Source organism: Knoellia pratensis (assembly GCF_042666395.1).
GTDB lineage: Bacteria > Actinomycetota > Actinomycetes > Actinomycetales > Dermatophilaceae > Knoellia > Knoellia pratensis.
In genome coordinates this window covers 1,159,862-1,183,502 of the sequence record NZ_JBHTDJ010000001.1, presented here as the reverse complement: position 1 = coordinate 1,183,502, position 23,641 = coordinate 1,159,862, and the positions used below count along the sequence as shown (strand labels likewise).

Here is a 23,641-nt window from a genome sequence, read left to right as displayed (position 1 = left end):
AGCTGCTCTGACCGGCATGAATCGGTGTGCGACTTTGTGCTGGTGACCTCAACACGGTTCAGGCGAACGCGGTCGGGTGCAGTACGGGCACGAACCCGTGGGCCAGCGCCGCCACGGACGTCGGTGGGGTCAGCACTTCGACGCGCTCGTCCGTGACCGCCAGCGGCGCACCCCAGCCCTCGAAGGCGAACGGCCGCAGCGCCTCCCCCGTCCACAGACACGGCCGACGCTCGTCATCCAACACGACCGTCCAGACCGGCAGCCCGGCGATGGGCGCGCGCCACGTCCTGCGATCCGTGGCCCGGTCGATCCCGCGACCCGGGCTCAGTCGCTCGTCCGCCAGCCGTCGGTTGAGTTCCGTTGCGGTCAGCAACTTTTGAGGACTGCCCGGCTTCTGGGCACCCAGGGCCACGGACACAGCGTCGCGGTACGCGGCATACGCCGTTCTTCGGCATTCACCACACGGTCGGTGACCGGCGGCCAGCGCCACCGCCTCATCGAGGAAGAAGAGCGGAGTCCAGCGGTTCGGGCGAGCAAGGTCCACCCGCCACCCCTTGAACTCGAGCAGACAGGTGATCCACAGGAGGTTCGTCTTGTGGTGGCGGACGACGTTCTCATGGTCATCGACCAGACAGCCCCGGTTGCCCGTGAACAGTCCGCGGGCGGGGTTCGCCACCAGGTCACCCCACGGGTCGACCCGGTTGCGACGTGGCACGGCCGCGCGACTTACTGCTGGATGTAGGCGCTCAGCTGGTCGCGCTCCGCCTGGAGGTCGGTGATCCGGTGCTTGACCACGTCGCCGATGCTGACGATCGCAGCCAGGTGCCCATCCACGACGACGGGGACGTGGCGGATGCGGAGCTCGGTCATGGTGTGCTCGAGGGCACCAAGCTCGTCCTCGGGGGCACACGTCTGCACCTCGCTCGTCATGATCGACGACACGGGCTTGCCCAGCACGTCGGCACCGAGCTGCTGGAGATGACGCACAATGTCACGCTCACTGACGATCCCGTCGACGCTCTGACCGTCATCGCTCACGACGACGGCGCCGATGCGATGTTCGGCGAGCAGGTCGAGGAGGTCGGTGACACTGGCGTCGGAGCGCACCGTGATGACGGTGTCTCCCTTGCGCTTCACGACATCGGAGATCCTCATGTGCCGACGGTAGTGGTCCGCGCGTGCCCGCGCCAGAGTTGGGCGATCACCCTGCGATCACGCTGCGGTGAGACAGAGAGTGACAGGGGCCACGGCATACGGCATGCTGGCAAAACCGCTCACACCGACGTGGGCGGGTTTTTCCCTTTACAACGGATCGTCCGGCACGTTCCTGCCGGTGAAGGAAGGCAATGCAGCCATGGCTACAGTCAAGTTCGACGAGTCCACCCGGATCTACCCCGGGAACGACAGCCCTTCGGTTGACCGACTGAACATCGACGTCAAGGACGGCGAGTTCCTCGTCCTCGTCGGTCCCTCAGGAAGCGGCAAGTCGACCGCACTCCGCATGCTGGCCGGCCTCGAAGAGGTCAACGCCGGCAAGATCTGGATCGGTGACCGCGACGTCACCAACCTGTCCCCCAAGGACCGCGACGTCGCCATGGTCTTCCAGAACTACGCGCTCTACCCGCACATGTCCGTCGCCGACAACATGGGCTTCGCGCTCAAGATCGCCGGCGTCGACAAGGCCGAGATCCGCAAGCGCGTCGACGAGGCCGCCAAGATCCTCGACCTCGAGGCCTACCTCGAGCGCAAGCCCAAGGCCCTCTCGGGTGGTCAACGTCAGCGCGTTGCCATGGGTCGCGCCATCGTCCGTTCACCTCAGGTGTTCCTCATGGACGAGCCGCTCTCCAATCTCGACGCCAAGCTTCGCGTCCAGACCCGCACCCAGATCGCCTCTCTCCAGCGGCGATTGGGCGTCACGACGGTCTACGTGACCCACGACCAGGTCGAGGCCATGACCATGGGTGACCGCATCGCGGTGCTCAAGGACGGCATTCTCCAACAGGTCGCGACGCCGCGCGAGATGTATGACACCCCGGCCAACGTCTTCGTCGCCGGCTTCATCGGCTCCCCCGCGATGAACCTCATCAGCGTCCCCGTCACCGACGGTGGCGTGAAGTTCGGCTCGCACACCCTGGAGGTCCCGCGCGACTCCCTCAAGGGCGTCAGTTCCAACGCCATCGTCGGAGTTCGCCCCGAGGACGTCGAGGTCACGAGTGAAGGTCAGGGTCTCGAGATCACGATCGATGTCGTCGAGGAGCTCGGAGCCGATGCCTACGTCTACGGCACGCCGTCCGACGACGCCATCCGCCTCGAAGGTGGCGAGGACTCGCTGCCGAAGCCGTTCATCGCCCGCGTCGACGGTCGTCGCGTCCCCCTCAAGGGCGACAAGATCTGGGTCCAGCCCAACGCGAGCCACATGCACATCTTCAACGCCGAGTCCGGGGTTCGTCTCAGCCACTGACGACGCACCACCACTGCCTTCGGGGGTGCCGAGAGCGGCGTATGCCGCGTGCTCGGCACCCCTGAAGCGTTCCGTACCCGTGTTGTCATGTCGGAGGTAGCGATGGCCCTGCAGATCACAACCGCCCGGCCCGATCCCGCCCTGCTCGACCTGCCATGGTCGACGCCGCTCGAGGACTGGCCGGAACACCACCTCGCTGCCCTCCCCCGAGGCATCTCCCGCCACGTCGTCCGCTTCGTCCGCCTGTCGGGCCGGGTGCTCGCCGTCAAGGAGATCAAGGAGGACCTGGCCCGGCGCGAGTACGAGATGCTGCGCAACCTGCGGCGTCTCGACCAGCCCAGCGTCGAGCCCTTCGGAATCGTGAGCGGTCGGGTCGACGCCGACGGCAACCCCCTCGATGCGTGCCTGCTGACCCGGCACCTCAAGTTCTCACTGCCCTACCGCGCCCTGTTCTCGCAGGGTTTGCGGCCCGGCACCGAGACGCGCCTCATCGACGCCCTCGCCGTGCTGCTCGTGCGCCTGCACCTCATGGGCTTCTTCTGGGGTGACGTGTCCCTGTCCAACACGCTCTTCCGTCGCGACGCCGGAAGCTTCGCGGCATACCTTGTCGACGCCGAGACGGGCGAGCTCTTCCCCACCCTCAGCGCCGGCCAACGCGCACACGACCTCGACATCGCCCGCGTCAACATCGCCGGTGAGCTCATGGACCTCCAGGCCGGCGAACTCCTCGACGAGGGCGTCGACCCAGTGGCGATCTCGAACCGGATCGTCACCCGCTACGAGGAGCTGTGGGTCGAGCTCACCGAGACCGAGGAGTTCGATACCGGCGAGCGCTGGCGGGTCGAGGAGCGCATCCGCCGCCTCAACGCGGTCGGCTTCGACGTCGACGAGCTGGCGATCACCACCGACATCGGCGGGACGACCATCAGCATCCAGCCCAAGGTCGTCGACGCCGGCCACCACTCGCGACGACTGTTGCGGCTCACCGGTCTTGACGTCGGCGAAGGCCAAGCGCGGCGACTGCTCAACGACCTCGACAGCTACCGCGCGGGCACCGAACGCCAGAACGACGACGAAGAGATCGTCGCCCACGACTGGCTGACCCGGATCTACGAACCCATCACCCGACGCGTCCCCCGAGAGCTCTCGGGCAAGCTCGAACCGGCCGAGCTGTTCCACGAGGTGCTCGAGCACCGCTGGTACATGGCCGAGCGGGAGCAGAAGGACGTCCCGATCGAGCGCGCCATCGAGGACTACGTCGCCTCGATCCTCCCCACCAAGCCGGACGAGGTCTCCGTCGTCGGCGTCGACACCGTCGAGATGCCGGTCATCGTCGAGCGCCCCGGTCGCCCCTAGAATCAGGGCGTCCGAGCACACACTCCCCAGGGGGAAGCACCGCATGTCCGAACCGAACGACTCGAACCAGCCGCCGCCGGTCCCGCCGTCGCAGCCGTCCGTCCCGCAGCAGCCGCAGCAGCCGCAGCAGGCGAACCCGTATGCCGGTGGGGCGCCTTCGCCCTACGAGGCGGCTCCCACGGTGAACCCCTATGGCGTTGGCGCACCTGCGTACCCCGGTACGAGGGCTTACGTAGAGCAGCAGTTCGGCCCGGTCGCTGGCTTCGGCAGCCGCGTCGGCGCGTTCCTCATCGACGTGCTCCTGTCCTTCATCGGGCTGATCCCGCTCATCATCGGTCTGGTTCTGCTCGTCGTCGCGGGTCCCGACGTCGACGAGTTCGGCAACTCCGTCAGCGGCACGGGCGATGCTGGAATGGCTGCGATGGGCGGCATCCTCGCCCTGCTCGGCGTGCTGCTGATGTGGGGCATCGTGATCTGGAACCGCATTTTCAAGATGGGCCGCACCGGCCAGAGCGTCGGCAAGAAGGCGATGGGCCTCAAGCTCATCCACGAGCAGACCGGTCAGCCGATCGGTGCAGGAATGGCCTTCGGACGCGAGATCCTCTCGCAGTTCATCAACCAGATCCTCTTCCTCAGCAACCTCTGGATGCTGTGGGACGACAACAAGCAGACCCTGCATGACAAGATCGTCAGTTCGACCGTCATCGAGGTCCCCAAGTCCTGACCTCGTCGAGCACCTAGAAGGCGCCGACAGCAGATCCCGCTGGTGGCGCCTTCTTGTCCTCGGGACGTCAGTCAGCTGACGATGCCCCGCTCCAGGTTCCACCGCTGGGCACTCTGATATGCGTCGACCATCGCCCAGATCCAGATGGCTGGTGCCGTCAGGAAGCCGATGAGCACGAACATCAGCAGGAAACTGAAGACATAACCGAGGAACATCCCGATGCTTCGTCGCGGTCGTCTTGACCCTATGACGATCTCCTCGAAATCGCATTCGAAAGGCGGAAGTCCTGGTATTCAGGCGCTCAGGCTGGTGAAAGCCATGTCCAGCCAGGAATGTTACGCAGAATCCAGAAAGCCCATAACAGCACGACCATGCCATAGAGCAGCCAGGCGGGAGAGCTACCTCGGCGCCTTTCGTCGCGCCATTGCCTACCGAACCAACGAAGCAGGAAAACGAGCCCGAGAACTGCTGCCACGACCACCACGGGGTTGCGCTGGAGTGCGAGGAGCACATCACCCTCGGTGAGGGCGTGTGTGGCACGCAAGGTGCCACAGCCCGGGCAGTACGTCCCCGTAAGCACCAGCCACGGGCACGTCGGGTAGTTGCCCGACTCGTTCGGATCTACCAGATGCACGATGACGCCATAAGCCATGACCGCACCCGCCGTGACCAGAGGTCCCCAAAGACGACGCGTCCGCCCTACTCGGGGATCTCGCGACTCGACGTGGCTCATGAGAATAGGATCGCATCTCCAGGTCTGGTCACCCACGGCACGTCTCCAGTGAGTTGATGGCGGTACTGGCCGTGCTTTCGACGTCCAAGTGCGGCCACGCCCGCTCGTAGGTGCTTAGATGAACGCGTTCATGCACCCATTGCGGAGGTAACTAGATGTCCGACACGCCGTCCATTCCCTCAGGTCCTGACAATTCGGGCAGCACGCCCCCTCCCCCGCCCCCGACCGGTGGTGGCTACAACGCCCCTCCCCCACCCCCCGCCGGTGGTGGCTACAACGCCCCTCCACCGCCCTCGGGTGGTGACTACGGCGCCCCGCCACCCGCAGGTGGATACGGCGGGCAGCCGGTCAACCCCCAGAACAAGAAGGCCCTGTGGTCGATGATCCTCGGGATCGCCAGCATCCCGCTGGTGTTCTGCTGCTACTTCGGGGTTCCGCTCGCGATCGCCGGCATCGTCCTTAGCGTTATCAGCAAGGGCGAGATCGAGAGGTCCGGCGGCGTGCAAACCAATGGCGGGAACGCGAAGGTCGGGCTCATCACAAGCATTGTGGCGCTGGCTCTCGTCGTTCTACTCATCATCTTGGCTGTGAGCGGGGTCCTCGACCCGTCGGAGTGGGCGCGTCAGATGGAAGGGCAGTCAGGCTCCTGATCAAACACAGCCCGGCGAGCCATCGACATGTGGCTCGCCGGGCTGTTGCATTGGCGACCTGCCATCAACGGCACACCACACCGAGATCAGCGCCGACGTCGGCGGCGAGAGACCTCGTAGAGGGTGACCCCAGTGGCGATACCGGCGTTGAGCGACTCGACGGCCGACGACATCGGCACCGAGACGATCTGGTCGCAGGTTTCACGCACGAGCCGGGAGAGTCCCTTGCCCTCGGAACCCACCACGATGACGATCGGCTCGTTGGCCAACTCGAGATCGGGCAGTTCGACATCGCCCTCCATGTCGAGTCCGATGACGAAGAAGCCGGCCTTGCGGTAGTCCTCGAGGGTCCGGGTGAGGTTGGTGCACTGCGCCACCGGGATGCGGGCGGCGGCACCGGCAGATGTCTTCCACGCCGAGGCCGTCATGCCGACCGAGCGTCGAGCGGGCACGACGACACCGTGACCGCCGAACGCTGCCACGGAACGCACGATGGCTCCGAGGTTGCGCGGGTCGGTGATGCCGTCGAGCGCCACGACGAGCGGGATGCCCGGCAGCTCGGGGTCGATGAGGTCGTTCGGGTGTGCGTACTCGTAGGGCGGCACCTGAAGGGCCAAACCCTGGTGCACGGCACCGTCGGTGATCCGGTCGAGCTCGCCGCGCGGCGTCTCGAGGATCGGCAGGCTGCGCTCGGTCGCGATCTTGAGGGCCTCGCGCACTCGGTCATCGCTGTCGATGCGCCCGGCGATGTACATCGTCGTGACGGGCACGTCGTTGCGCAGGGCCTCGAGGACGGAGTTGCGTCCGGCCACGACCTCACTCGACGCCTTGGCCTTGCGGCCACCGGTCGGGCGCCCGCCGGAGCGTCGCTCGCCGGCCTTCGCGGCCGAGTGGGCCTTGTGATAGGTCCGGTCCTCCGCGCGCGGAGTCGCTCCCTTGGGCTCAAGTCCTCGGCGTCGCTGACCACCGGAACCGACAGTTGGGGCCTTCTTTCCGCCCTTGCGGACGGCTCCTCGTCGCTGGCTGTTGCCTGCCACGGCTACTCTCCTCGTCCACGGGTCAACGACCAGCGAGCGCCGGTCGGAGTGTCTTCGATCGTGATGCCGGCACTGATCAGCTGGTCGCGGATCGCGTCGGATGTTGCGTAGTCGCGCGCCGAGCGCGCGGTGGTCCTGGCGGCGAGGCGCTCACTCACGAGCGCGTCGAGAGCCGATTGGGCGTCGCTGGACGAGCTGTCCGCGCCGGCCCACGCCGGATCCAGTGGGTTGACCCCGAGGATGTCGGTCATGGCGATGACGAGTCCGGCGAGCTCACGGGCCGTGTCGTTCTCGCCGTCGTCGAGGGCGGTGTTGCCCTGGGTCACGGTGTCGTGGATGGCGGCAAGTGCGCCGGACACTCCCAGGTCGTCGTCCATGGCCTCGACGAACTCGACGGGCAGCTTCTCGTCGCCCCTCGGCGTCACGGCGCTGTCGGGGCCGAGCGCGCGACGCAGGAATCCCTCGATGCGGTCGACCGCGGCCTCCGCCTCCGCGAGGGAGCCCTCGTGGAACTCGATCATCGACCGGTAGTGCGCAGCGGTCAGGTAGTAGCGCACGGCAAGAGGCCGGGCCTTCTTGGTGACCTCGTGGATGAGCAGGCTGTTGCCCAGCGACTTGCTCATCTTCTCGCCGCTGATCGTCACCCACGCGTTGTGCATCCACATCGACGTGAAGGGCAGTCCGGCTGCGCGCGACTGGGCCTGCTCGTTCTCGTGGTGCGGGAAGCGCAGGTCGACGCCGCCACCGTGGATGTCGAAGGCGTCGCCGAGGTACTTGCGGGCCATCGCCGAGCACTCGAGGTGCCAGCCGGGGCGTCCGCGACCCCAGGGCGTCGGCCAGCTCGCGGACTCGGGCTCGTCGTCCTTGCGGCCCTTCCAGAGGGCGAAGTCGCGGGGGTCGCGCTTGCCGCGCGGGTCGGCGTCCTCTGCGGCGGCCATGTCGTCGATCTTCTGGTTCGTCACTTCTCCGTAGGCCGGCCAGGACCGGACGTCGAAGTAGACGTCACCCGAGCCATCTTCCGCGGCATACGCATGGCCGTTGTCGATGAGCAGCTCGACGAGCTCGACCATCTCGGTGATGTGACCCATGGCGCGCGGCTCGTACGTCGGAGGCAGGACTCCGAGGAGGGTCAGCGCCTCGGAGGTCGCGACCTCGTTGCGGTAGGACAGGGCGAACCAGTCCTCGCCGGACTCGGCGGACTTGCGCAGGATCTTGTCGTCGAGGTCGGTGACGTTGCGCACGAGCGAGACGTCGAGTCCGTGACCGCGCACGAGCCAGCGACGGAGGACGTCGAAGGCGACGGCAAAACGCACGTGGCCGATGTGCGGAGGGGCTTGTGTGGTGAGTCCACAGATGTAGATCCCGACCCGGCCAGGCTGCAGCGGGACGAAGTCACGCAGTGCGCGCGACTGGGAGTCAAACAATCTGAGAGTCACCCGCACAAGGGTACCGGCGCCACGCACGGCTCCCCGCCACGCGGCATACCCCCATGTGGTCAGTGACCGCGGGCGATCCACTCGTCAAGGTGAGGTGCCTCGGCACCGACGGTCGTCGCGTCTCCGTGGCCCGTGAGGACGATCGTTCCCGAGGGGAGGGTCAGGAGTCGCGTCCGGATCGACTCGATGATCTGGCCGAAGTTGCTGAACGACCGCCCGGTGGCACCCGGCCCGCCCTGGAAGAGCGTGTCCCCGGTGAAGACGACGTGCATCGCCGACGCGTGGAAGGAACAGCTGCCCGGCGAGTGTCCGGGAGTGTGCAGAACGCGCAGCGTGACGTCGCCGACGTGGAACTCCTGCCCGTCGGTCATGTCGTCAGGAGGTGGAGTGTCCTGGCTCAGGGCCCAGATCAGCCGACCGTCGCGATGGAGGTGAATCGGCGCGTGGGTGGCCGACACCAGTTCAGCCGCAGCACCAATGTGGTCGTTGTGCCCGTGCGTGAGCAGGATGGCGCGGACGGTGCGGCCCTTGACAGCCGCGAGAATCGCGTCGGCGTCGTGCGCGGCGTCGATGACGATGCACTCGCGCTCGTCACCGATGACCCAGACGTTGTTGTCGACCTCCCAGGATCCTCCATCGAGCTCGAAGGTCCCGGACGTGACGACTCGGTCAACCCGAACACCGTTGTGGGTGGGGGCGATTGCGGGGACGCCATCGAGGGATGCATCGGAGGACATCAGAGCACCACCACTGAACGCAGCACTTCTCCGCGTTCCATCTTCTCGAACGCCGACTCGACGTCGCCGAGCTCGATGCGTTCGGAGACGAAGGCGTCGAGGTCGAACCGGCCCTGGCGATAGAGGTCGACGAGCATCGGGAAGTCGCGGCTCGGGAGGCAGTCGCCGTACCAGCTGGACTTGAGAGCACCTCCACGACCGAAGATCTCGATCATCGGCAGCGTCACCTCCTTGTCGGGCGTCGGCACACCCACGAGAACCACGGTGCCGGCGAGGTCGCGCGCATAGAACGCCTGCTCATAGGTCTCGGGGCGCCCGACGGCCTCGATGACGACGTCGGCGCCGAAGCCACCGGTGAGCTCACGGATGCGCTCGACGACGTCCTCGGTCTTGCCGTTGACGGTGTGGGTGGCGCCGAACTTCTTGGCACCCTCGAGCTTGCGGTCGTCGACGTCGACGGCGATGACCGTGGTCGCGCCGGCGACGGAGGCTCCGGCGATCGCGGCATTGCCCACGCCGCCGCACCCGATGACGGCGACCGAGTCACCGCGGCCGACACCACCGGTGTTCACGGCGGCCCCGAAGCCGGCCATGACGCCGCATCCGAGGAGCCCGACAGCAGCTGCGTCGGCGTCGGCGTCGACCTTGGTGCACTGGCCTGCAGCGACGAGGGTCTTCTCGATGAACGCACCGATGCCGAGCGCCGGGCTGAGCTCGGTCCCATCGGTGAGGGTCATCCTCTGCTTGGCGTTGTGGGTGGTGAAGCAGTACCAGGGCTTGCCCTTGGCACAGGCGCGGCACTGACCGCAGACGGCCCGCCAGTTGAGGATGACGAAGTCTCCCGGCGCGACCTCGGTGACCCCCTCGCCGACCGCCTCGACGACCCCCGCTGCCTCGTGTCCGAGCAGGAACGGAAACTCGTCGTTGATCCCACCCTCGCGATAGTGCAGGTCGGTGTGGCACACGCCGCAGGACTGCACGTGGACGACGGCCTCTCCCGGCCCCGGGTCGGGTACGACGACGTCGACGAGCTCGACACCCGCGCCCTTGGCGCGGGCGATGACACCCTTGACGGTCTGCGGCATGTTCCCCTCCATTGGTCCCTTATGACTGTATGCCGTCACTCGCGTGGCGCAACCGGAGCACCTTCTCGTCGCATCCTCGCAGGTGGCAGCGGGTGTAGCGACCGCTGGCGCACAGGCATCTAGCCCCGGGGATCCGCCGTCAGTCGGTGGGAACGATGAGGGCCGTCGCGATGGCAGCGACTCCCTCGCCACGGCCGGTGAGTCCGAGGCCGTCGGTGGTCGTTGCGCTCACGGACACCGGGGCGCCGCACGCGCCGGACAGAGCCTTCTCGGCCTCCGCCCGCCGGGACCCGACCTTGGGTCGGTTGCCGATGACCTGCACGGCGACGTTGCCGATCTCGAAGCCCGCCTCACGCACGAGTCGCGCGGCCTCGGCGAGCAGCGTCACGCCCGAGGCTCCCGCGAGTTCGGGGCGATCGGTGCCGAAGTGCTGGCCGAGGTCACCGATGCCCGCAGCCGAGAACAACGCGTCGCACGCGGCGTGAGCCGCGACGTCGGCGTCGGAGTGGCCGTCGAGACCACGCTCGCCGGGCCAGAGCAGCCCCGCCACCCAGAGCTCACGCACGGAGCCTTCGGGTGCCAGCGCGTGCACGTCCACACCGACACCGGTGCGCGGTAGTGCCGCTCGGGTCATTTGCCGTCCCGCCAGTCGATGGAGCCGCGGTGCAGGAGGTGGGGTGCGGCCTGGGCCACGGGCTTGACGACGAGGGTGTCGATGTTGACGTGCTGCGGCAGCCCGACGGCGAAGGCGACGCACGCCGCGACATCATCGGCGATGAGGGGCCGGTCCACGCCTTCATAGACCTTGTCGGCTGCGGACTGGTCCCCGTGGAGCCGGGTCAGCGAGAACTCCTCGGTGTGCACCATTCCGGGGCGGATCTCGATGACGCGCACGTGTGAGCCGTTGAGCTCGAGGCGGAGCGTCTCCGAGACGACCGACTGGCCGTGCTTGGCGGCCGTGTAGCCGCCGCCCCCGGCATACGCGCGCTCCCCCGCGATCGAGCTGACGTTGACTATGGTGCCCCGAGCCGACTCGCGCAGCAGCGGCAACGCGGCCTGGGTCATGCGGACGGTGCCCAGCACGTTGGTCTCATACATCGCCTGCCACTCGTCGAGGTCAGCCTTCTCGACGGAGCTCAGGCCGAGGGCCCCACCAGCGTTGTTGACGAGCAGGTCGAGCCGCTCGACGGAGGAGAGGGCCGAGTCGATGCTCTTGGCATCGGTGACGTCGAGGCGCATTGCCGTGACGCCGTCACCGAGCAGGGTGGCCACCGACTCGATGCGGTCAGGTCGGCGACCGGCCACGATGACGTCGTACCCGTCATTGACCAGGCGGCGAGTGATGGCGGCACCGATGCCGGTGCCGCCTCCGGTGACAAGGGCGACGGGTCTCTGGCTCACGAGCCGAGGATACGGCTGGCCCGCTCCAAGTCGGTTTGAGTGGTCACCTTGAAGGCCAGGTCGTCTCCGTCGACCACCAGCACTGCGGCGCCGAGACGCTCGACGAGGGCTGCGTCGTCGGTGGCCTCGAGACCTGCGGCATGGGCCTGCGCGAGAACCGTGCGACGGAAGGCCTGCGGTGTCTGGATGGCCCGCAGGGTCGAGCGCTCAGGAGTGGCGACCACGCGACCCTGCTCATCGACCTGCTTGATCGTGTCGGTGACCGGCAGGCCGGGGACGACCGCGTCGTGGCCCGCACGCACGGCGGCCACGAGCCGGTCGAAGAGCGAGGCCGGAGCCAGGCACCGAGCGGCGTCGTGCACCAGCACGATCTCGACGTCCTCGCGCAGAGCGGCGAGACCGGCTGAGACCGAGAGGGTCCGCTCCGAGCCACCGGCGACCACGGTGATGTCAGCGACGCGGGGGTGCGCAGACACGAGCGCGCCCGCCTCCCCGAGGTGGGAGGCAGGCGCGACGATGATGATCTGGGAGATGTAGGCAGCCTCGAACGCGCGGGTGACGGCGTGCTCGATCAGCGTGGTGCCCGCGACGCGGACAAAAGCCTTGGGCTGCGTTGCCCGAAGCCTCGTGCCAAGTCCAGCAGCGACGAGGATGATGCCGACGTTCACGCCGCCATTGGTGTCAGCAGCGTTGATGTCAGCAGCCGATCAGGACGCGAGAACCTCGTCGAGGATGGTCTCTGCCTTTTCCTCGTCGGTCTTCTCGGCCAGAGCGAGCTCGGACACGAGGATCTGGCGTGCCTTGGAGAGCATGCGCTTCTCGCCGGCGGACAGCCCGCGGTCCTTGTCACGACGCCAGAGGTCGCGCACGACCTCTGCGACCTTGATGACGTCGCCGGAGGCGAGCTTCTCGAGGTTGGCCTTGAAGCGGCGCGACCAGTTGGTCGGCTCCTCGGCAAACGGGGCCCGAAGCACTTCGAAGACCTTCTCGAGGCCGGCCTTGTCGACGACGTCACGCACACCGACCAGGTCACAGTTCTCGGCGGGAACCTCAATGACGAGGTCTCCTTGGGCCACCTTGAGCTTCAGGTACAGCCTCTCAACGCCCTTGATGGTGCGCTTGTTGATCTCTTCGATGCGCGCAGCCCCGTGGTGGGGGTACACGACCGTTTCGCCGACCTTGAAAACCATATGCAACTTGCCCCTTTCGCGACGCCCAGTTTAACACGCCGGAACCGACACAGAGAATCGGAGAGGGACGGCATACCCGCAGGTCAGAACGCTGAAAACCGTTGGCAGGCACCGAAACTGGGTCTTGACACATTGCCTTTCCCGTGCCTGTGCGGTGCCGGGGACGTGCGCGGGGCCGGTCGTCACCACCACTGTGCACACGGTGGCGGATGGCGCTCGCTACGCTGTCCCCCGTGACGACCGCACCAGTGACCACTCCCCGCCATCGCCTGCGCGCAGCCCTTGCGGCCGCCGCACTCGGCACCACCCTGCTCGGTGGCTGCGCCGTGTTCTCACCGGTGCAGACCGACGTGGCCTATCAGGCATCGGACGGCGTCGACGCAACGTTCGGCGACCTCGACGTGCGCGGGGTGCTCGTGATTTCCGACGCCAAGGACGCCGCCGGCAACATCGTGGGCCAGCTCGTCAACTCGAGCAACGAGGACCTGGCCGTCGCGTTCGCGACCGACGGTGGCGCCGGCCCCCAGCTCACCGTCGCCCGACACTCCTCGCTCACTCTCGGCGAGGGCGAAGCAGCCACGCTGCCCAAGGTGACCGTCTCGCCCGGCGACGTCCTCCAGCTCCAGGTCATCACGGCGGCCACGGGACAGAACGTCCTCACGGTCCCGGTCCTGCCCGCGAAGGGCTACTACACCGGCGACAAGCCGACCCCGTCGGCGAGCGCCACCCCCTGATCCAACAACGGCCCTGTATGCCGTGAGCCCACCGTGCGCGACCGCGCGCCGGTGGGCTCTTGCGCTTGCCAGATTTCTGCGCCGCTGGCGCCCGAGGCGCTCATCGTGACGAGAGGAGCTGCCATGCGAGCGCCCTTGGTGAGCCTCTGCGCCGTCGGCGCCAACGGCGCAGAACGTGGCCAGCGACGGCCGGGGCCGAGGGTGGTCGACCGTTCGTGCTGCGTCGCTGGTCAGGCCTCGAACTTGTAGCCGAGGCCGCGCACGGTGACGATGTGCCTGGGTGCTGCCGGGTCGGGTTCGACCTTGGCGCGCAGCCGCTTCACGTGGACGTCGAGGGTCTTGGTGTCCCCGACGTAGTCGCTGCCCCAGACCCGGTCGATCAGCTGCATGCGGGTGAGGACACGGCCGGTGTTGCGCAGCAGCATCTCGAGGAGCTCGAACTCCTTGAGCGGCAGCTGCGTCGCGGCGCCGCCCACAGTGACGACGTGGCGCTCGACGTCCATCCGGACCGGCCCCGCCTCGAGGGTTGTCGGGAGCAGCTCCTCCGGCTCGCTGAGCCGGCGCAGGACCGCCTTGATGCGGGCGAGCAGCTCACGCGACGAATAGGGCTTGGTGACGTAGTCGTCGGCGCCGAGCTCGAGCCCGACGACCTTGTCTATCTCACTGTCCTTGGCGGTCAGCATGATGACCGGAACGTTCGAGCGCTGCCGGAGCGCACGGCATACATCCACGCCTGAAAGGCCCGGAAGCATCAGGTCGAGGAGCACGAGATCCGCTCCGCCACTGTCGAACTCGGTGAGGGCGTCGTTGCCGTTCTCGGCGACGCTCACTTCGTAGCCCTCCTTGCGCAGGAGGTAGGACAGGGGATCGGAGAAGGACACTTCGTCCTCGACGACGAGAATGCGGGTCATCCTGGCTGTTCTCCTTGTGCTGTGCCGACCGTGTGCCGATCGGAGTCTGCCGCAGTCCGGTCGGACGCAGCAGGAAGTCTCATGGTGAAGGTGGAGCCGTGGCCCTCCTCGCTCCACACCGACACGTCACCGCCGTGGGTCGCACACACGTGCTTGACGATGGCGAGGCCGAGGCCGGTGCCGCCCGTCGCCCGCGAGCGGGCAGCATCGACGCGGTAGAAGCGTTCGAAGATGCGGCTCTGCTCGGTGGTCGGGATCCCCTGGCCCTGGTCCGACACCGTGATCTCGATGGTGTCGCCCACTCGACGCGCCGCCACTGCGACCCGGGTGCCGGTCTCGGAGTAGTTCACGGCGTTGGAGACGAGATTGGCGACAGCCGTCGCGAGCAGCTCGGTGTCGCCGAAGACGGCGGCGCGCTCGTCGGCCACCGCCTCGAGGGTGATCTGCCGGGCCTCGGCCGCGACGCGTACCCGGTCGACCGCCTCGGCGACGACCTGCGGGATCTGGACGAGCTCGGGCTCGTGGAGGGTGTCGGCGACCTGGAGGCGGGAGAGGTCGACGATCTCCTTGACCAGGCGGGTGAGGCGGGTCGACTCGACCTGGATGCGCGCTGCGAAGCGTGACACGGCCTCGGGGTCGTCGCGGGCATCAAGCACGGCCTCGGCAAGCAGGGCGATGCCGCCGACCGGGGTCTTGAGCTCGTGCGACACGTTGGCGACGAAGTCGCGGCGCACCTCCTCGACCCGTCGGGCGTGGGTGTGGTCCTCGGCGAGGATGAGGATGTGCGGGGCGCCGAGGGGCGCGACTCGAGCGGTCATCACCGTGTTGGTCGTCGTGCCGAAACCGCGGGTGAGCTCGAGCTCGACCTCGCGGATCTCGCCGTCGCGTCGCACCTGTCGGGCGAGCTGGCGCAGCTCGGTGTGCACGAGCTCGCCGTGACGCACCAGGCCATAGCTCACGGCAGACGCGGAGTTGTTGACGACGGCGTCCGAGGAGTCCAGGACGATGGCGATCGAGCGGAGAACGGCGAGCACATCACTCACCCCCGAGGGCAGCGGCGGGGGTGCGCTCGGCGGGATCGTCTTCAGCTTGCGTTCGCTCAGCCGACTGGCGGCGACGGCCACGGCACCGATGACCAGTCCCAGGCCGCCACCCACGATTCCGGCGAGCGTCGCATCCACCGGATCAGCGTAGACGGACGGAGAATGAACTCAGACCCACTCACTGGTGGCCAGTGGTGGGCAGGCAGCAGATGTTCACCTGCCCGGTGGCGGGAATTCATCACCTCGTGCCACGCTGCCGTCGAAGACGGACGCCCTAGTCCGCGTGCCCGCCGGGCCGGAGGGCGTCAGTCGCTGGTGTCGAGAGGGTATTCATGCGCAAGGCATTCCACGAGGAGTTGGACCGGGTCACGCAGGGTCTGGTCGAGATGACCCGACTCGCGAGCTCGGCCATGTCCCGGGCGACGACCGCTCTGCTCGATGCAGACGTGCAGCTCGCCGAGTCGGTCATCGGCGCCGACGCCGAGATCGACGCACTCCGCGAAGAGCTCGACCTGTTGTCCTTTGACCTCCTGGCCCTGCAGCAGCCGGTCGCGACCGACCTGCGCATGGTCGTCACGTCGATGCGCATGAGCGCCGACATCGAGCGCATGGGTGACCTCGCCCGCCACGTCGCCAAGGTCGCACGGCTGCGCTACCCGAACTCCGCCGTGCCCCCCGAGCTGCGCTCGATCATCCTCGAGATGGGCCAGGTCGCCGAACGCATCGTCACCAAGGCCGGTTCCGTCATCGCCGCCCGCGACGTCGAGGCCGCGAAGCAGATCGAACGCGACGACGACGCGATGGACGACCTCCACCGTCGCCTGTTCGAAGCCCTCGCCTCGGACTCGTGGAACCAGCCGGCCGAGGTGACCGTCGACCTCACGCTCGTCGGCCGCTACTACGAGCGCTTCGCCGACCACGCCGTCTCCGTCGCGCGTCGCGTCATCTTCCTCGTCACCGGCGAGCACAGCGCCGAGAGCGAGTCGAGCCACGAGGACGACGAGGACGACCAGGCCCACCCGGAGACCACGACTCCCTGACGCGTTCCTCCCGCACAGCGATAGTCCACAGATCCCGTATGCCGGCCGCCCGGCATACGGAATCTGTGGCGTCCCAGCCCGCTCGCCCGGGCTCCAGGCGTCTTCGTGCCCGAAACGGACAGGCGTGCTGAATGTCCGGGAGGGGCACGAAGTCGTCGGAGGTGGGCGAAGCAAACTCTTGGGTATGCCGCTCTCAACCTTTCGTGGCCAGGTCGCGTTCTCTTGGGGTGACAGGGGTGCGATCGACGTGAGGATGGGGACGTGGACCGAGACGACGAGGCGGCATTCGCCGAGTTCGTGACGCGCGAGTGGTCACGACTCGTGCGGGTCGGCTTCCTGCTCACCAGCGACGTCGGCCGGGCCGAGGACCTCGTGCAGCAGGCGCTCGTCAAGGTTCACCGCCACTGGCCGCGCGTGTATCGCGACGGCTCGCCGTATGCCTACACACGGGCGGCGGTCGCCAACGAGTCGACGTCCTGGTGGCGTCGAAAGCGGGTCGACGAGGCGCTCGGCGACATCCCGGTCCACGCCGACCGAGCCCGCTCCGACGCGTACGCCGGCGTCGACAACCGCGACGAACTCGTTCGCGTTCTGCACGGCCTGCCCCCACGGATGCGCGCCGTGATCGTCCTCCGGTTCTACGACGACCTTTCCGAGGCCGAGACGGCTCATGCCCTCGGGATCTCGGTGGGTTCGGTCAAGAGCCAGACCTCTCGCGGTCTCGACCGGATGCGGGCCGCGATCACCGCGTCGTCCGAACCCGGACGCCTCACCCCCACCACTCAGTCGAATGGAGCGTGACATGAGCATCGAGACCCAGCTGCGCGACGCACTGACCTCTCACGCCGGCTCGATCGAGTCGATGGAGGCCCACCCCTACGAGCGGGTGGCCGGAGCCGTCGCCAAGAACCGGACGCGTCGACGCACGGTCGGCGCTGCGGCCGTGGCGGTGGTGGCCGCGATCGTCATCGGAGTCCCGACGGTCTCGAGCCGCCTCGCCGACGGCCGGGCGACTCCGGCGGGCAGCTCGGCCCACGTACCCCCGCCGACCGACAAGGCCTGGCGCAACATCGCGACATGGCCCACCCGCGGCGAGCTCGCGAACGACCCAGCGCTGGTCGCGAAAGTCGATGCGAAGTTCTCCGGGCGCACGATCTTCATCGAGGACATGGGTGCCGAGCGCGTCGCGCTCATCGCCAACAACACTGGCACGCTCGTCTTCGCGACCGGGCCGCGTGGAGCCGTGGCGAACCTCTCCTCCGGGCAGGAAAACCCCACGACGGACTATGGGGACCAGCTGCTCTCAATCGCAGGCGGCGGACAGCTTGTCTTCCTCACGACACCCAATCGCGAAAGCGTCGAAGTGTCAGTGGTCCCCGAGGTCGGGCTCGACGGGTCCGTGAAGCGGTCGTGGGCCACCATCGCGCTGCCACAGGGCCTCGGTCGGACGACGTGGACGCCGTTGACTCGCTACCGACTGGGCGACACGGCCGGTGCCGTGGATTTCTTGGCAGGTGACGGCGGGGTCCCTCTGCCGGAGCCCAGTCCTTGTCCGGGCGAGTGCCCCACCGAGGACCGGAGAGCGATGGTCGAGAACACGGCTGACCTTGCTGCCGCGCGACTCTACGGGCTTGCGCAGGAACGAATTACCACGCGGACTTCGTACGTTGGAGACGTGCCCGCCGACATCACCGCGCGCCTCATCGAAGGGGCACCCAAGGACACTTCGGCCACGTTGCAGGTCACCTTCAGCACGCTGCCCGAAGGTCAGGTGCTCCGTACAGTGCACATTGCGGTCGAGGACTCGAACCCCGAGCATTCAGTTAGCCTCGAGCTCGCAAATCCGGTGCCTGCAAGCACTCCGGACATCAAGCCGATCGTCCTCAATCAGGTGGGGCAGGACTCAGGTTCGACGACCGCGTGGGTTGTGGCTCCCGGTGCCGCAGCGGTGCAGGCCGTCTCCAAGGACACCGACCTGTGGCCATCCAGCGGTCGCCTTCCACTCAAAGGTGGGGCTGCACGGATCGAGCTCCCCGTTGACCAGCTCTACTTCCAGAGCCAGTACGACCTCCGGGTCTTTGATGCCTCCGGTCGCGCCCTCGGCACCTACCCCGTGCTGCCATCCGACGCACGAACCTATGAAGTGACGCCCTGACCGAGCGGTGGGCGGGCGGCATACGCCCTGCTTGCGTCTGCGGATTCGGCGGCTAGAACAACCGGATCCGCAGACGCAGGGAGTCTGTCAGCGGCCCTGGTTGGCGACTGCTGCGGCTGCGGCTGCGGCAGCCTCAGGGTCGAGGTACTCGCCCGGCTTGGTCGGCATGAAGTCGTCGCCGAGCTCGTAGACGAGCGGCTGGCCGGTGGGGATGTTGAGTCCGGCGATGGCCTCGTCGGAGATCCCGTCGAGGTGCTTGACGAGGCCGCGGAGGCTGTTGCCGTGAGCGACGACCAGGACCGTCTCGCCGGCCGTGAGGTCGTCGCGGATCGAGCCCTCCCAGTAGGGCGTGAAGCGCTCGATGACGTCCTTGAGGCACTCCGTGCGCGGCACCTCGATGCCGGAGTAGCGTGGGTCGCCCGTCTGGTCGAACTCCGAGCCGAGCTCGATGGGCGGCGGCGGGGTGTCGAACGAACGACGCCACAGCATGAACTGCTCGTCGCCGTACTTGTCGCGCGTCGCCGCCTTGTCGAGACCCTGCAGCGCGCCGTAGTGACGCTCGTTGAGGCGCCAGTCGCGACGCACCGGGATCCAGTGGCGGTCGGCGGCGTCGAGCGCGAGGTTGGCGGTGGTGATCGCGCGACGCAGCACCGAGGTGTGGACGACGGTCGGCAGGACACCGCGCTCCTTGAGCAGGCGGCCACCGTTGACGGCCTCCTCACGCCCCTGGTCGTTGAGGTCGACATCGACCCATCCGGTGAAGAGGTTCTTGGCGTTCCACTCGGAGTGGCCGTGACGCAGCAGGATCAGGGTGTGTGCCATGGGCGGCAGCCTAGCGAGGCGACCCGCGAGCGCATCGGGAGCACCCGGCATACGGAATCGGTCGTTCAGGACTTGTCGAGGAGGTGACGGAACGCCTCGAGGTTGCGCAACGACTCACCCCGCGAGACCCGCCAGTCCCACTCCTTCTGCATCGACGTGAGGAAGCCGATGACGAGGAGCTCGTTGAACGGTGAGTCGGCCGCCTCCAACACGACGCCGAAGAGCTGGTCGAGCAGTTCCGCGTCCACGCCCGCGGCCGGGATGCGACCGGTGACATAGACGTCGCCACTGCCGTCGATCGCATAGGCGAGGCCCGGCAGCCTGAGGTTGCGTCGCAGGAGGCTGCGATAGAACGCCTCGTGGTTCTCGTCGGGGTTGCGGATGACGAACGCCGAGACCGAGAGGTCCGCGCCGGCCACCAGGGACACGACGGTCTTGAGCTTCTTTTCGCCGGGCAGCGTCACGACGAACTCGCCGTCGCGCGCGCCCGCCTCCCACTCGATCTCGGTCTCGTCGAGGAACGTCTCAACAACTGCGGCCAGCTCCGGCTGTGTTTTCATGGGATCACCGCAGTGGGTATGCCGGCCAGTGCGTCTGACTCGTTGATCGAGGCTCTGCGTGGGGTCGCCAGCGCGGCTTCGTAGACGGCTGCCAACCGCTCGGCGGTCACCTCCCAAGCGAAACTGCGAGCCCGTTCGACGGCTCGGGCGGACAGGGCGGCCTGGCGTTCGGGGTTGTCGATGACGGACTCGATGGCGTCGACCCACGTGTGGACGTCGTGCCCGTCGACGAGAAGTCCGGCGTCGCCGACGGCCGTGGGCAGGCCACCCACGTTGGTGGCGATGACGACGGCGCCGGAGGCCTGGGCCTCGACGGCGACGAGTCCGAACGACTCGTTGTGCGACGGGACGGCCACGATGTCGGCAGCCCGCATCCACGTGGCGAGGGTGTCGCGATCGGTGGGTTCGACGAAGCGCACGAGGTCGGCGATGCCCTCGTCGCGCGCGAGCCGGTCCAGTGCCATGGGGGTGCGCACCGCTCCCCCACTGGGACCGCCCAGGATGCCGACGACGAGCCGCTCGCGCAGGTGGGGGTCGCGACGAGTCAACATGGCCGCGGCACGGATGAGGACATCAGGGGCCTTGAGCGGCTGGATGCGTCCGACGAAGAGCAGGAGGACGGCATCCTCGGGGACATCCACGCTGCGCCGGGCCTTGGAGCGGTTGCCGGGGTGGAAAACGTCGAGGTCCACACCGGGCGGGACGACGTCGACACGTTCGGGGTCGGCGCCGTAGAGCTCGATGAGCTCGCGAGCCTCGTCCTTCGTGTTGGCCACGAGCCGGTCCGCAGCCTCGACGACCTGCGCCTCACCGATCTCCCGGCCTCGGGGCTCCTCGGCGTCACCCTCGGCGCGGTGAAGGTTCTTGACCCGGGCCATCGTGTGCATCGTGTGGACGAGGGGCACGTCCCAGCGGTCTGCGGCGAGCCAGCCGACCTGCCCGGAGAGCCAGTAGTGCGAGTGGACGAGGTCGTAGTGCCCCTCGGGGGCGTGAGCCGCGACCCGCATCATGCCTGCCGCGAAGGCGCACAGCTGGCCCGGCAGGTCCTCCTTGTTGAGTCCCTCATAGGGGCCCGCAGCGACGTGGCGGACCACGACGCCGGGCTCCACCTCAACCACGGGCGCGTCCGAGGCCGTCGTCTGGCGGGTGAAGATGTCGACGTCGATTCCCCTGCGCGCCAACCGTTTTGCCGTCTCAATGACATAGACGTTCATGCCGCCCGCGTCACCTGTGCCCGGCTGCGCGAGGGGCGAGGTGTGCACCGACACCATCGCCACCCGGCGCCGAGGTCGTGGCTCGTCGATCGTCATCCGGTCAGTCTGACACGCACCGTTGGCGCCCTGCTCAGCCCGGTCGCGGCACACCGCTGAGGGTGAGTGTCGCTCGGTTGGACCACACGTGGACGTCGAGACGACCATCCGGCCGGAGGTCGAGTCCTCGCGTCTGGACGGCGGGACCGATGCCGACGACCGCCTCGCGTGCCGTCGTGAAGGCCCGCTGCTCCCCCGCCCTGGGCACGACCCACCAGCCGCGGGTGCGCAGGTTGTGATCCGGGAGTACCGGATCGATGCCAGTCGTCCCGGGAATCGCATCCAGGTGGACGATCACCGCGTCGGCGCCCTGGATGTGCGCCGTCACGTGCACTCCCGCCGTGGTGAGCAGGAAGACGATGCGGAGCGGCATACTGCGTCGCTGCCCGTCGACGACGTCATAGACCTCGCCGCTGTATGCCGCGCGGCCGGGCTCGATGCGTACGTCATCGATGAGCACGTGATTGAGGGTGGCCTCGACGTGCTCGATCGGATGGTCGTCTCGCTCACCGAGGTCGCCGAGGACGGCGCTGACCGGGGATCCGCGGGTGATGGTGTCGACCAGCGGCCCACTCGCAGCTGAGACCCGGAAGCCGGACTGGTAGGCCGCGACCGTGTAGCCCCGGCCCAGGGTGGCGATCCCCCGCGTGCCCTCGTCGACGGTGAGCAGCCCCGGCGGGACGGGGACGAGACCGATGTCCGTGCGCAGCACCCCGGGCAACCAGGTCGCAAGGCCCAGGGCAAGGGCGGCTGCCACGGAGACGACGAGCGCCACCATGCTCCGACTCACGTCGCGGCCACGGCCGCGCACTCCCCACTGGCGCACGTCAGCAGCCTACGTGCGCTCAGGCGTGGCTCTCGCCCGACGCAGCTTTGTGCCCCACACGGACAGGCGCGTCGATGTCCGTGCGGGGCACGAAGTCACGATGGTGGGCACAGGTGAGCGAACGGCATACGCAGGTGGAGCCACCTTTGTGCCCCACACGGACAGGCACGTCGATGTCCGTGCGGGGCACGAAGGCCCTGCCCCGCTGCAGCCGACCTCAGTCGAGTGCGCGCAACGCATCGGCGAAACCGGAAACCACAGGCTGCTCGTACGCTGGGGCCCGTGGCGAGGACGAGACCGGTCGGGGTGATCACCCGTGGCACGACCAACCCCAACCGCCTCCGCCGCTGCGACCGCTGGCTCGCCGGTCCTGCCGCGTGGCGGCTGCGTCGCGCGACTGGCTTCCCTCCGATCGTCGTCGACCTGGGTTATGGCGCCTCACCGGTCACGGCCGTTGAGCTGCACGAGCGACTCACCCGAGTGCGCCCCGACGTCGAAGTCGTGGGCATCGAGATCGACCCTGCTCGCGTCGCCGCCGGGCAGCGGCTCGCCCGACCGGGGCTGAGCTTTCGCCGCGGCGGGTTCGAGGTGCCGCTCGACGGTCGAAGTGCCACAGTGGTGCGGGCCTTCAACGTGCTGCGCCAATACGCCGAGGAAGAAGTGCCGGGGGCGTGGGAGGCCGTCTGCAGCCGACTCACCGACGACGGCCTGCTGGTCGATGGCACCTGCGACGAACTCGGCCGCCTGGCGACGTGGGTTGCCGTCGAACGCTCGGGACCGGTCAGCCTCACCCTGTCGTGGCACCTCCGTGGGCTCGACCAGCCCTCGGCCATCGCCGAGCGTCTCCCCAAAGCGCTCATCCACCGCAACATCCCCGGTGAGGCCGTCCACAACTACCTGACCGACCTCGACCGGCACTGGGCACGCAGCGCCAGCCACGCGGCATACGGTGTGAGACAACGGTTCCTGACCACAGCGCAAGCCATGCGTGACGGCGGCTGGCCACTGCTCGACGGACCGTCCAGGTGGCGACTCGGCGAACTCACCGTCGCCTGGGACGCCGTGGCGCCTGCCGGACCTGGCTCAGATCCGGTGAGTCACCAAGGACCGTAGGGGCCCTGGCGCGAACCGCTGCCCTTGCCCTGCACCGACTCGACTGCGGGGCGCACGTCGGCGAGGTAGACCCCGGCTGCGGCCACAGCGATCATCCCGAGGAAGAGCACTGCCCCGCCCAGAGCGACGAACCCGAGCAGGACAGCAACCCCAGTCACCGCGAGCCAGAAGTTCTTGGTGCGCTTGCCGGCCGCCGCGAAGGCGTCGGCACGGGTCCGGAGGGCATGTACGAAGGCGAACACCTCGACGGCGAGGGCGGCGATGGTGAGCGCGAGCATGACGTAGGCCTGCGCGTTACCGAGTGCGAACATGGGACA

The 23,641-nt window shown here is 68.0% G+C and carries 28 protein-coding genes; 9 read left to right on the top strand and 19 right to left on the bottom strand.

The features are described from left to right. Positions 1 to 58: 58 nt before the first annotated feature. On the bottom strand, positions 59 to 715 hold the full coding sequence (locus ACFQRE_RS05695; protein ID WP_380119825.1) for a hypothetical protein: 657 nt from the start codon (positions 713 to 715) through the stop codon (positions 59 to 61). A gap of 11 nt (positions 716 to 726) precedes the next feature. Beyond that, positions 727 to 1,155: a CBS domain-containing protein gene (locus tag ACFQRE_RS05690; RefSeq protein ID WP_380119823.1), complete on the bottom strand. Its 429-nt coding sequence runs from the start codon at positions 1,153 to 1,155 to the stop codon at positions 727 to 729. A 199-nt stretch (positions 1,156 to 1,354) separates the two neighbouring features. Between ACFQRE_RS05690 and ACFQRE_RS05685 the strand changes: the two genes are divergently transcribed. From ACFQRE_RS05685 to ACFQRE_RS05675, 3 genes are all read left to right on the top strand, one after another. Next, positions 1,355 to 2,461: an ABC transporter ATP-binding protein gene (locus ACFQRE_RS05685; protein WP_380119821.1), complete on the top strand. Its 1,107-nt coding sequence runs from the start codon at positions 1,355 to 1,357 to the stop codon at positions 2,459 to 2,461. A 102-nt stretch (positions 2,462 to 2,563) separates the two neighbouring features. Beyond that, the gene (locus ACFQRE_RS05680) at positions 2,564 to 3,817 is read left to right on the top strand and encodes a DUF4032 domain-containing protein (RefSeq protein WP_380119819.1); all 1,254 of its coding nucleotides are present in this window, start codon (positions 2,564 to 2,566) and stop codon (positions 3,815 to 3,817) included. Between the two features lie 43 nt (positions 3,818 to 3,860). Further along, positions 3,861 to 4,541: an RDD family protein gene (locus ACFQRE_RS05675; protein WP_380119817.1), complete on the top strand. Its 681-nt coding sequence runs from the start codon at positions 3,861 to 3,863 to the stop codon at positions 4,539 to 4,541. A 71-nt stretch (positions 4,542 to 4,612) separates the two neighbouring features. On the opposite strand, the gene ACFQRE_RS05670 is transcribed toward ACFQRE_RS05675, so the two are convergent. Further along, entirely contained in the window at positions 4,613 to 4,756 is a 144-nt protein-coding gene (locus ACFQRE_RS05670) for a hypothetical protein (protein ID WP_380119815.1), read from the bottom strand. An 86-nt stretch (positions 4,757 to 4,842) separates the two neighbouring features. Next, positions 4,843 to 5,193 (bottom strand): DUF2752 domain-containing protein, encoded by a 351-nt coding sequence (locus tag ACFQRE_RS05665; RefSeq protein ID WP_380119813.1) that lies wholly within the window; start codon positions 5,191 to 5,193, stop codon positions 4,843 to 4,845. A 236-nt stretch (positions 5,194 to 5,429) separates the two neighbouring features. Here ACFQRE_RS05665 and ACFQRE_RS05660 point away from each other — a divergent pair, with 236 nt between their 5' ends. Then, positions 5,430 to 5,924 (top strand): DUF4190 domain-containing protein, encoded by a 495-nt coding sequence (locus ACFQRE_RS05660; RefSeq protein ID WP_380119811.1) that lies wholly within the window; start codon positions 5,430 to 5,432, stop codon positions 5,922 to 5,924. Between the two features lie 86 nt (positions 5,925 to 6,010). Here ACFQRE_RS05660 and rlmB read toward each other — a convergent pair whose 3' ends face one another. The 8 genes from rlmB to ACFQRE_RS05620 form a co-directional block, all read right to left on the bottom strand. Then, a complete protein-coding gene (gene rlmB / locus ACFQRE_RS05655) occupies positions 6,011 to 6,961 on the bottom strand; it encodes a 23S rRNA (guanosine(2251)-2'-O)-methyltransferase RlmB (RefSeq protein ID WP_380119809.1) in 951 nt (316 codons plus the stop codon). A 2-nt stretch (positions 6,962 to 6,963) separates the two neighbouring features. Next, complete coding sequence (gene cysS, locus ACFQRE_RS05650; protein WP_380119807.1) at positions 6,964 to 8,397, bottom strand: cysteine--tRNA ligase; 1,434 nt, start codon at positions 8,395 to 8,397, stop codon at positions 6,964 to 6,966. Positions 8,398 to 8,456: 59 nt separating this feature from the next. Then, positions 8,457 to 9,134, bottom strand: coding sequence for an MBL fold metallo-hydrolase (locus ACFQRE_RS05645; RefSeq protein ID WP_380119805.1), 678 nt, complete (start codon positions 9,132 to 9,134; stop codon positions 8,457 to 8,459). After that, positions 9,134 to 10,219 carry an S-(hydroxymethyl)mycothiol dehydrogenase gene (locus ACFQRE_RS05640; RefSeq protein ID WP_380119803.1) on the bottom strand — a complete coding sequence of 362 codons (1,086 nt, stop codon included), beginning with the start codon at positions 10,217 to 10,219 and terminating at the stop codon, positions 9,134 to 9,136. Before ACFQRE_RS05640 ends, ACFQRE_RS05645 begins: the two co-directional genes overlap by 1 nt. Before the next feature lie 139 nt (positions 10,220 to 10,358). Continuing rightward, positions 10,359 to 10,853 (bottom strand): 2-C-methyl-D-erythritol 2,4-cyclodiphosphate synthase, encoded by a 495-nt coding sequence (ispF, locus tag ACFQRE_RS05635; protein ID WP_380119801.1) that lies wholly within the window; start codon positions 10,851 to 10,853, stop codon positions 10,359 to 10,361. After that, positions 10,850 to 11,620, bottom strand: a complete 771-nt coding sequence (locus ACFQRE_RS05630) for an SDR family NAD(P)-dependent oxidoreductase (protein ID WP_380119799.1) — start codon at positions 11,618 to 11,620, stop codon at positions 10,850 to 10,852. Before ACFQRE_RS05630 ends, ispF begins: the two co-directional genes overlap by 4 nt. After that, positions 11,617 to 12,288 (bottom strand): 2-C-methyl-D-erythritol 4-phosphate cytidylyltransferase, encoded by a 672-nt coding sequence (gene ispD / locus ACFQRE_RS05625; RefSeq protein WP_380119797.1) that lies wholly within the window; start codon positions 12,286 to 12,288, stop codon positions 11,617 to 11,619. Before ispD ends, ACFQRE_RS05630 begins: the two co-directional genes overlap by 4 nt. A 39-nt stretch (positions 12,289 to 12,327) precedes the next feature. Further along, positions 12,328 to 12,810 (bottom strand): CarD family transcriptional regulator, encoded by a 483-nt coding sequence (locus ACFQRE_RS05620; protein WP_009777563.1) that lies wholly within the window; start codon positions 12,808 to 12,810, stop codon positions 12,328 to 12,330. 233 nt (positions 12,811 to 13,043) lie between these two features. Between ACFQRE_RS05620 and ACFQRE_RS05615 the strand changes: the two genes are divergently transcribed. Then, a complete protein-coding gene (locus ACFQRE_RS05615; protein WP_380119794.1) occupies positions 13,044 to 13,544 on the top strand; it encodes a hypothetical protein in 501 nt (166 codons plus the stop codon). Between the two features lie 230 nt (positions 13,545 to 13,774). Here the strand turns inward: ACFQRE_RS05615 and ACFQRE_RS05610 are convergent, their stop codons facing one another. Both ACFQRE_RS05610 and ACFQRE_RS05605 read right to left on the bottom strand, forming a co-directional pair. After that, positions 13,775 to 14,455 carry a response regulator gene (locus tag ACFQRE_RS05610; protein ID WP_380119792.1) on the bottom strand — a complete coding sequence of 227 codons (681 nt, stop codon included), beginning with the start codon at positions 14,453 to 14,455 and terminating at the stop codon, positions 13,775 to 13,777. Continuing rightward, positions 14,452 to 15,636: a sensor histidine kinase gene (locus ACFQRE_RS05605; RefSeq protein WP_380119790.1), complete on the bottom strand. Its 1,185-nt coding sequence runs from the start codon at positions 15,634 to 15,636 to the stop codon at positions 14,452 to 14,454. Before ACFQRE_RS05605 ends, ACFQRE_RS05610 begins: the two co-directional genes overlap by 4 nt. Positions 15,637 to 15,830: 194 nt before the next feature. Here ACFQRE_RS05605 and phoU point away from each other — a divergent pair, with 194 nt between their 5' ends. The 3 genes from phoU to ACFQRE_RS05590 all read left to right on the top strand — a co-directional run bounded on the left by phoU (position 15,831) and on the right by ACFQRE_RS05590 (position 18,693). Further along, positions 15,831 to 16,538, top strand: coding sequence for a phosphate signaling complex protein PhoU (gene phoU, locus ACFQRE_RS05600; RefSeq protein WP_380119788.1), 708 nt, complete (start codon positions 15,831 to 15,833; stop codon positions 16,536 to 16,538). Between the two features lie 261 nt (positions 16,539 to 16,799). Further along, on the top strand, positions 16,800 to 17,339 hold the full coding sequence (locus ACFQRE_RS05595; protein WP_380119786.1) for a SigE family RNA polymerase sigma factor: 540 nt from the start codon (positions 16,800 to 16,802) through the stop codon (positions 17,337 to 17,339). A 1-nt stretch (position 17,340) separates the two neighbouring features. Continuing rightward, the gene (locus ACFQRE_RS05590; protein WP_380119784.1) at positions 17,341 to 18,693 is read left to right on the top strand and encodes a hypothetical protein; all 1,353 of its coding nucleotides are present in this window, start codon (positions 17,341 to 17,343) and stop codon (positions 18,691 to 18,693) included. 87 nt (positions 18,694 to 18,780) lie between these two features. On the opposite strand, the gene ACFQRE_RS05585 is transcribed toward ACFQRE_RS05590, so the two are convergent. From ACFQRE_RS05585 to ACFQRE_RS05570, 4 genes are all read right to left on the bottom strand, one after another. Next, positions 18,781 to 19,515 (bottom strand): phosphoglyceromutase, encoded by a 735-nt coding sequence (locus ACFQRE_RS05585; RefSeq protein ID WP_380119782.1) that lies wholly within the window; start codon positions 19,513 to 19,515, stop codon positions 18,781 to 18,783. A gap of 65 nt (positions 19,516 to 19,580) precedes the next feature. Further along, a complete protein-coding gene (locus tag ACFQRE_RS05580) occupies positions 19,581 to 20,075 on the bottom strand; it encodes a YbjN domain-containing protein (RefSeq protein ID WP_380119780.1) in 495 nt (164 codons plus the stop codon). Next, positions 20,072 to 21,385: a D-inositol-3-phosphate glycosyltransferase gene (gene mshA, locus ACFQRE_RS05575; RefSeq protein ID WP_380119778.1), complete on the bottom strand. Its 1,314-nt coding sequence runs from the start codon at positions 21,383 to 21,385 to the stop codon at positions 20,072 to 20,074. Before mshA ends, ACFQRE_RS05580 begins: the two co-directional genes overlap by 4 nt. Positions 21,386 to 21,419: 34 nt before the next feature. Continuing rightward, positions 21,420 to 22,211, bottom strand: a complete 792-nt coding sequence (locus tag ACFQRE_RS05570) for a hypothetical protein (RefSeq protein ID WP_380119776.1) — start codon at positions 22,209 to 22,211, stop codon at positions 21,420 to 21,422. A gap of 282 nt (positions 22,212 to 22,493) precedes the next feature. Between ACFQRE_RS05570 and ACFQRE_RS05565 the strand changes: the two genes are divergently transcribed. Continuing rightward, on the top strand, positions 22,494 to 23,324 hold the full coding sequence (locus ACFQRE_RS05565; RefSeq protein WP_380119774.1) for a class I SAM-dependent methyltransferase: 831 nt from the start codon (positions 22,494 to 22,496) through the stop codon (positions 23,322 to 23,324). Here the strand turns inward: ACFQRE_RS05565 and ACFQRE_RS05560 are convergent. Next, positions 23,309 to 23,635, bottom strand: coding sequence for a DUF2516 family protein (locus tag ACFQRE_RS05560; protein ID WP_009777551.1), 327 nt, complete (start codon positions 23,633 to 23,635; stop codon positions 23,309 to 23,311). The genes ACFQRE_RS05565 and ACFQRE_RS05560 overlap by 16 nt on opposite strands. Positions 23,636 to 23,641 lie beyond the last annotated feature (6 nt).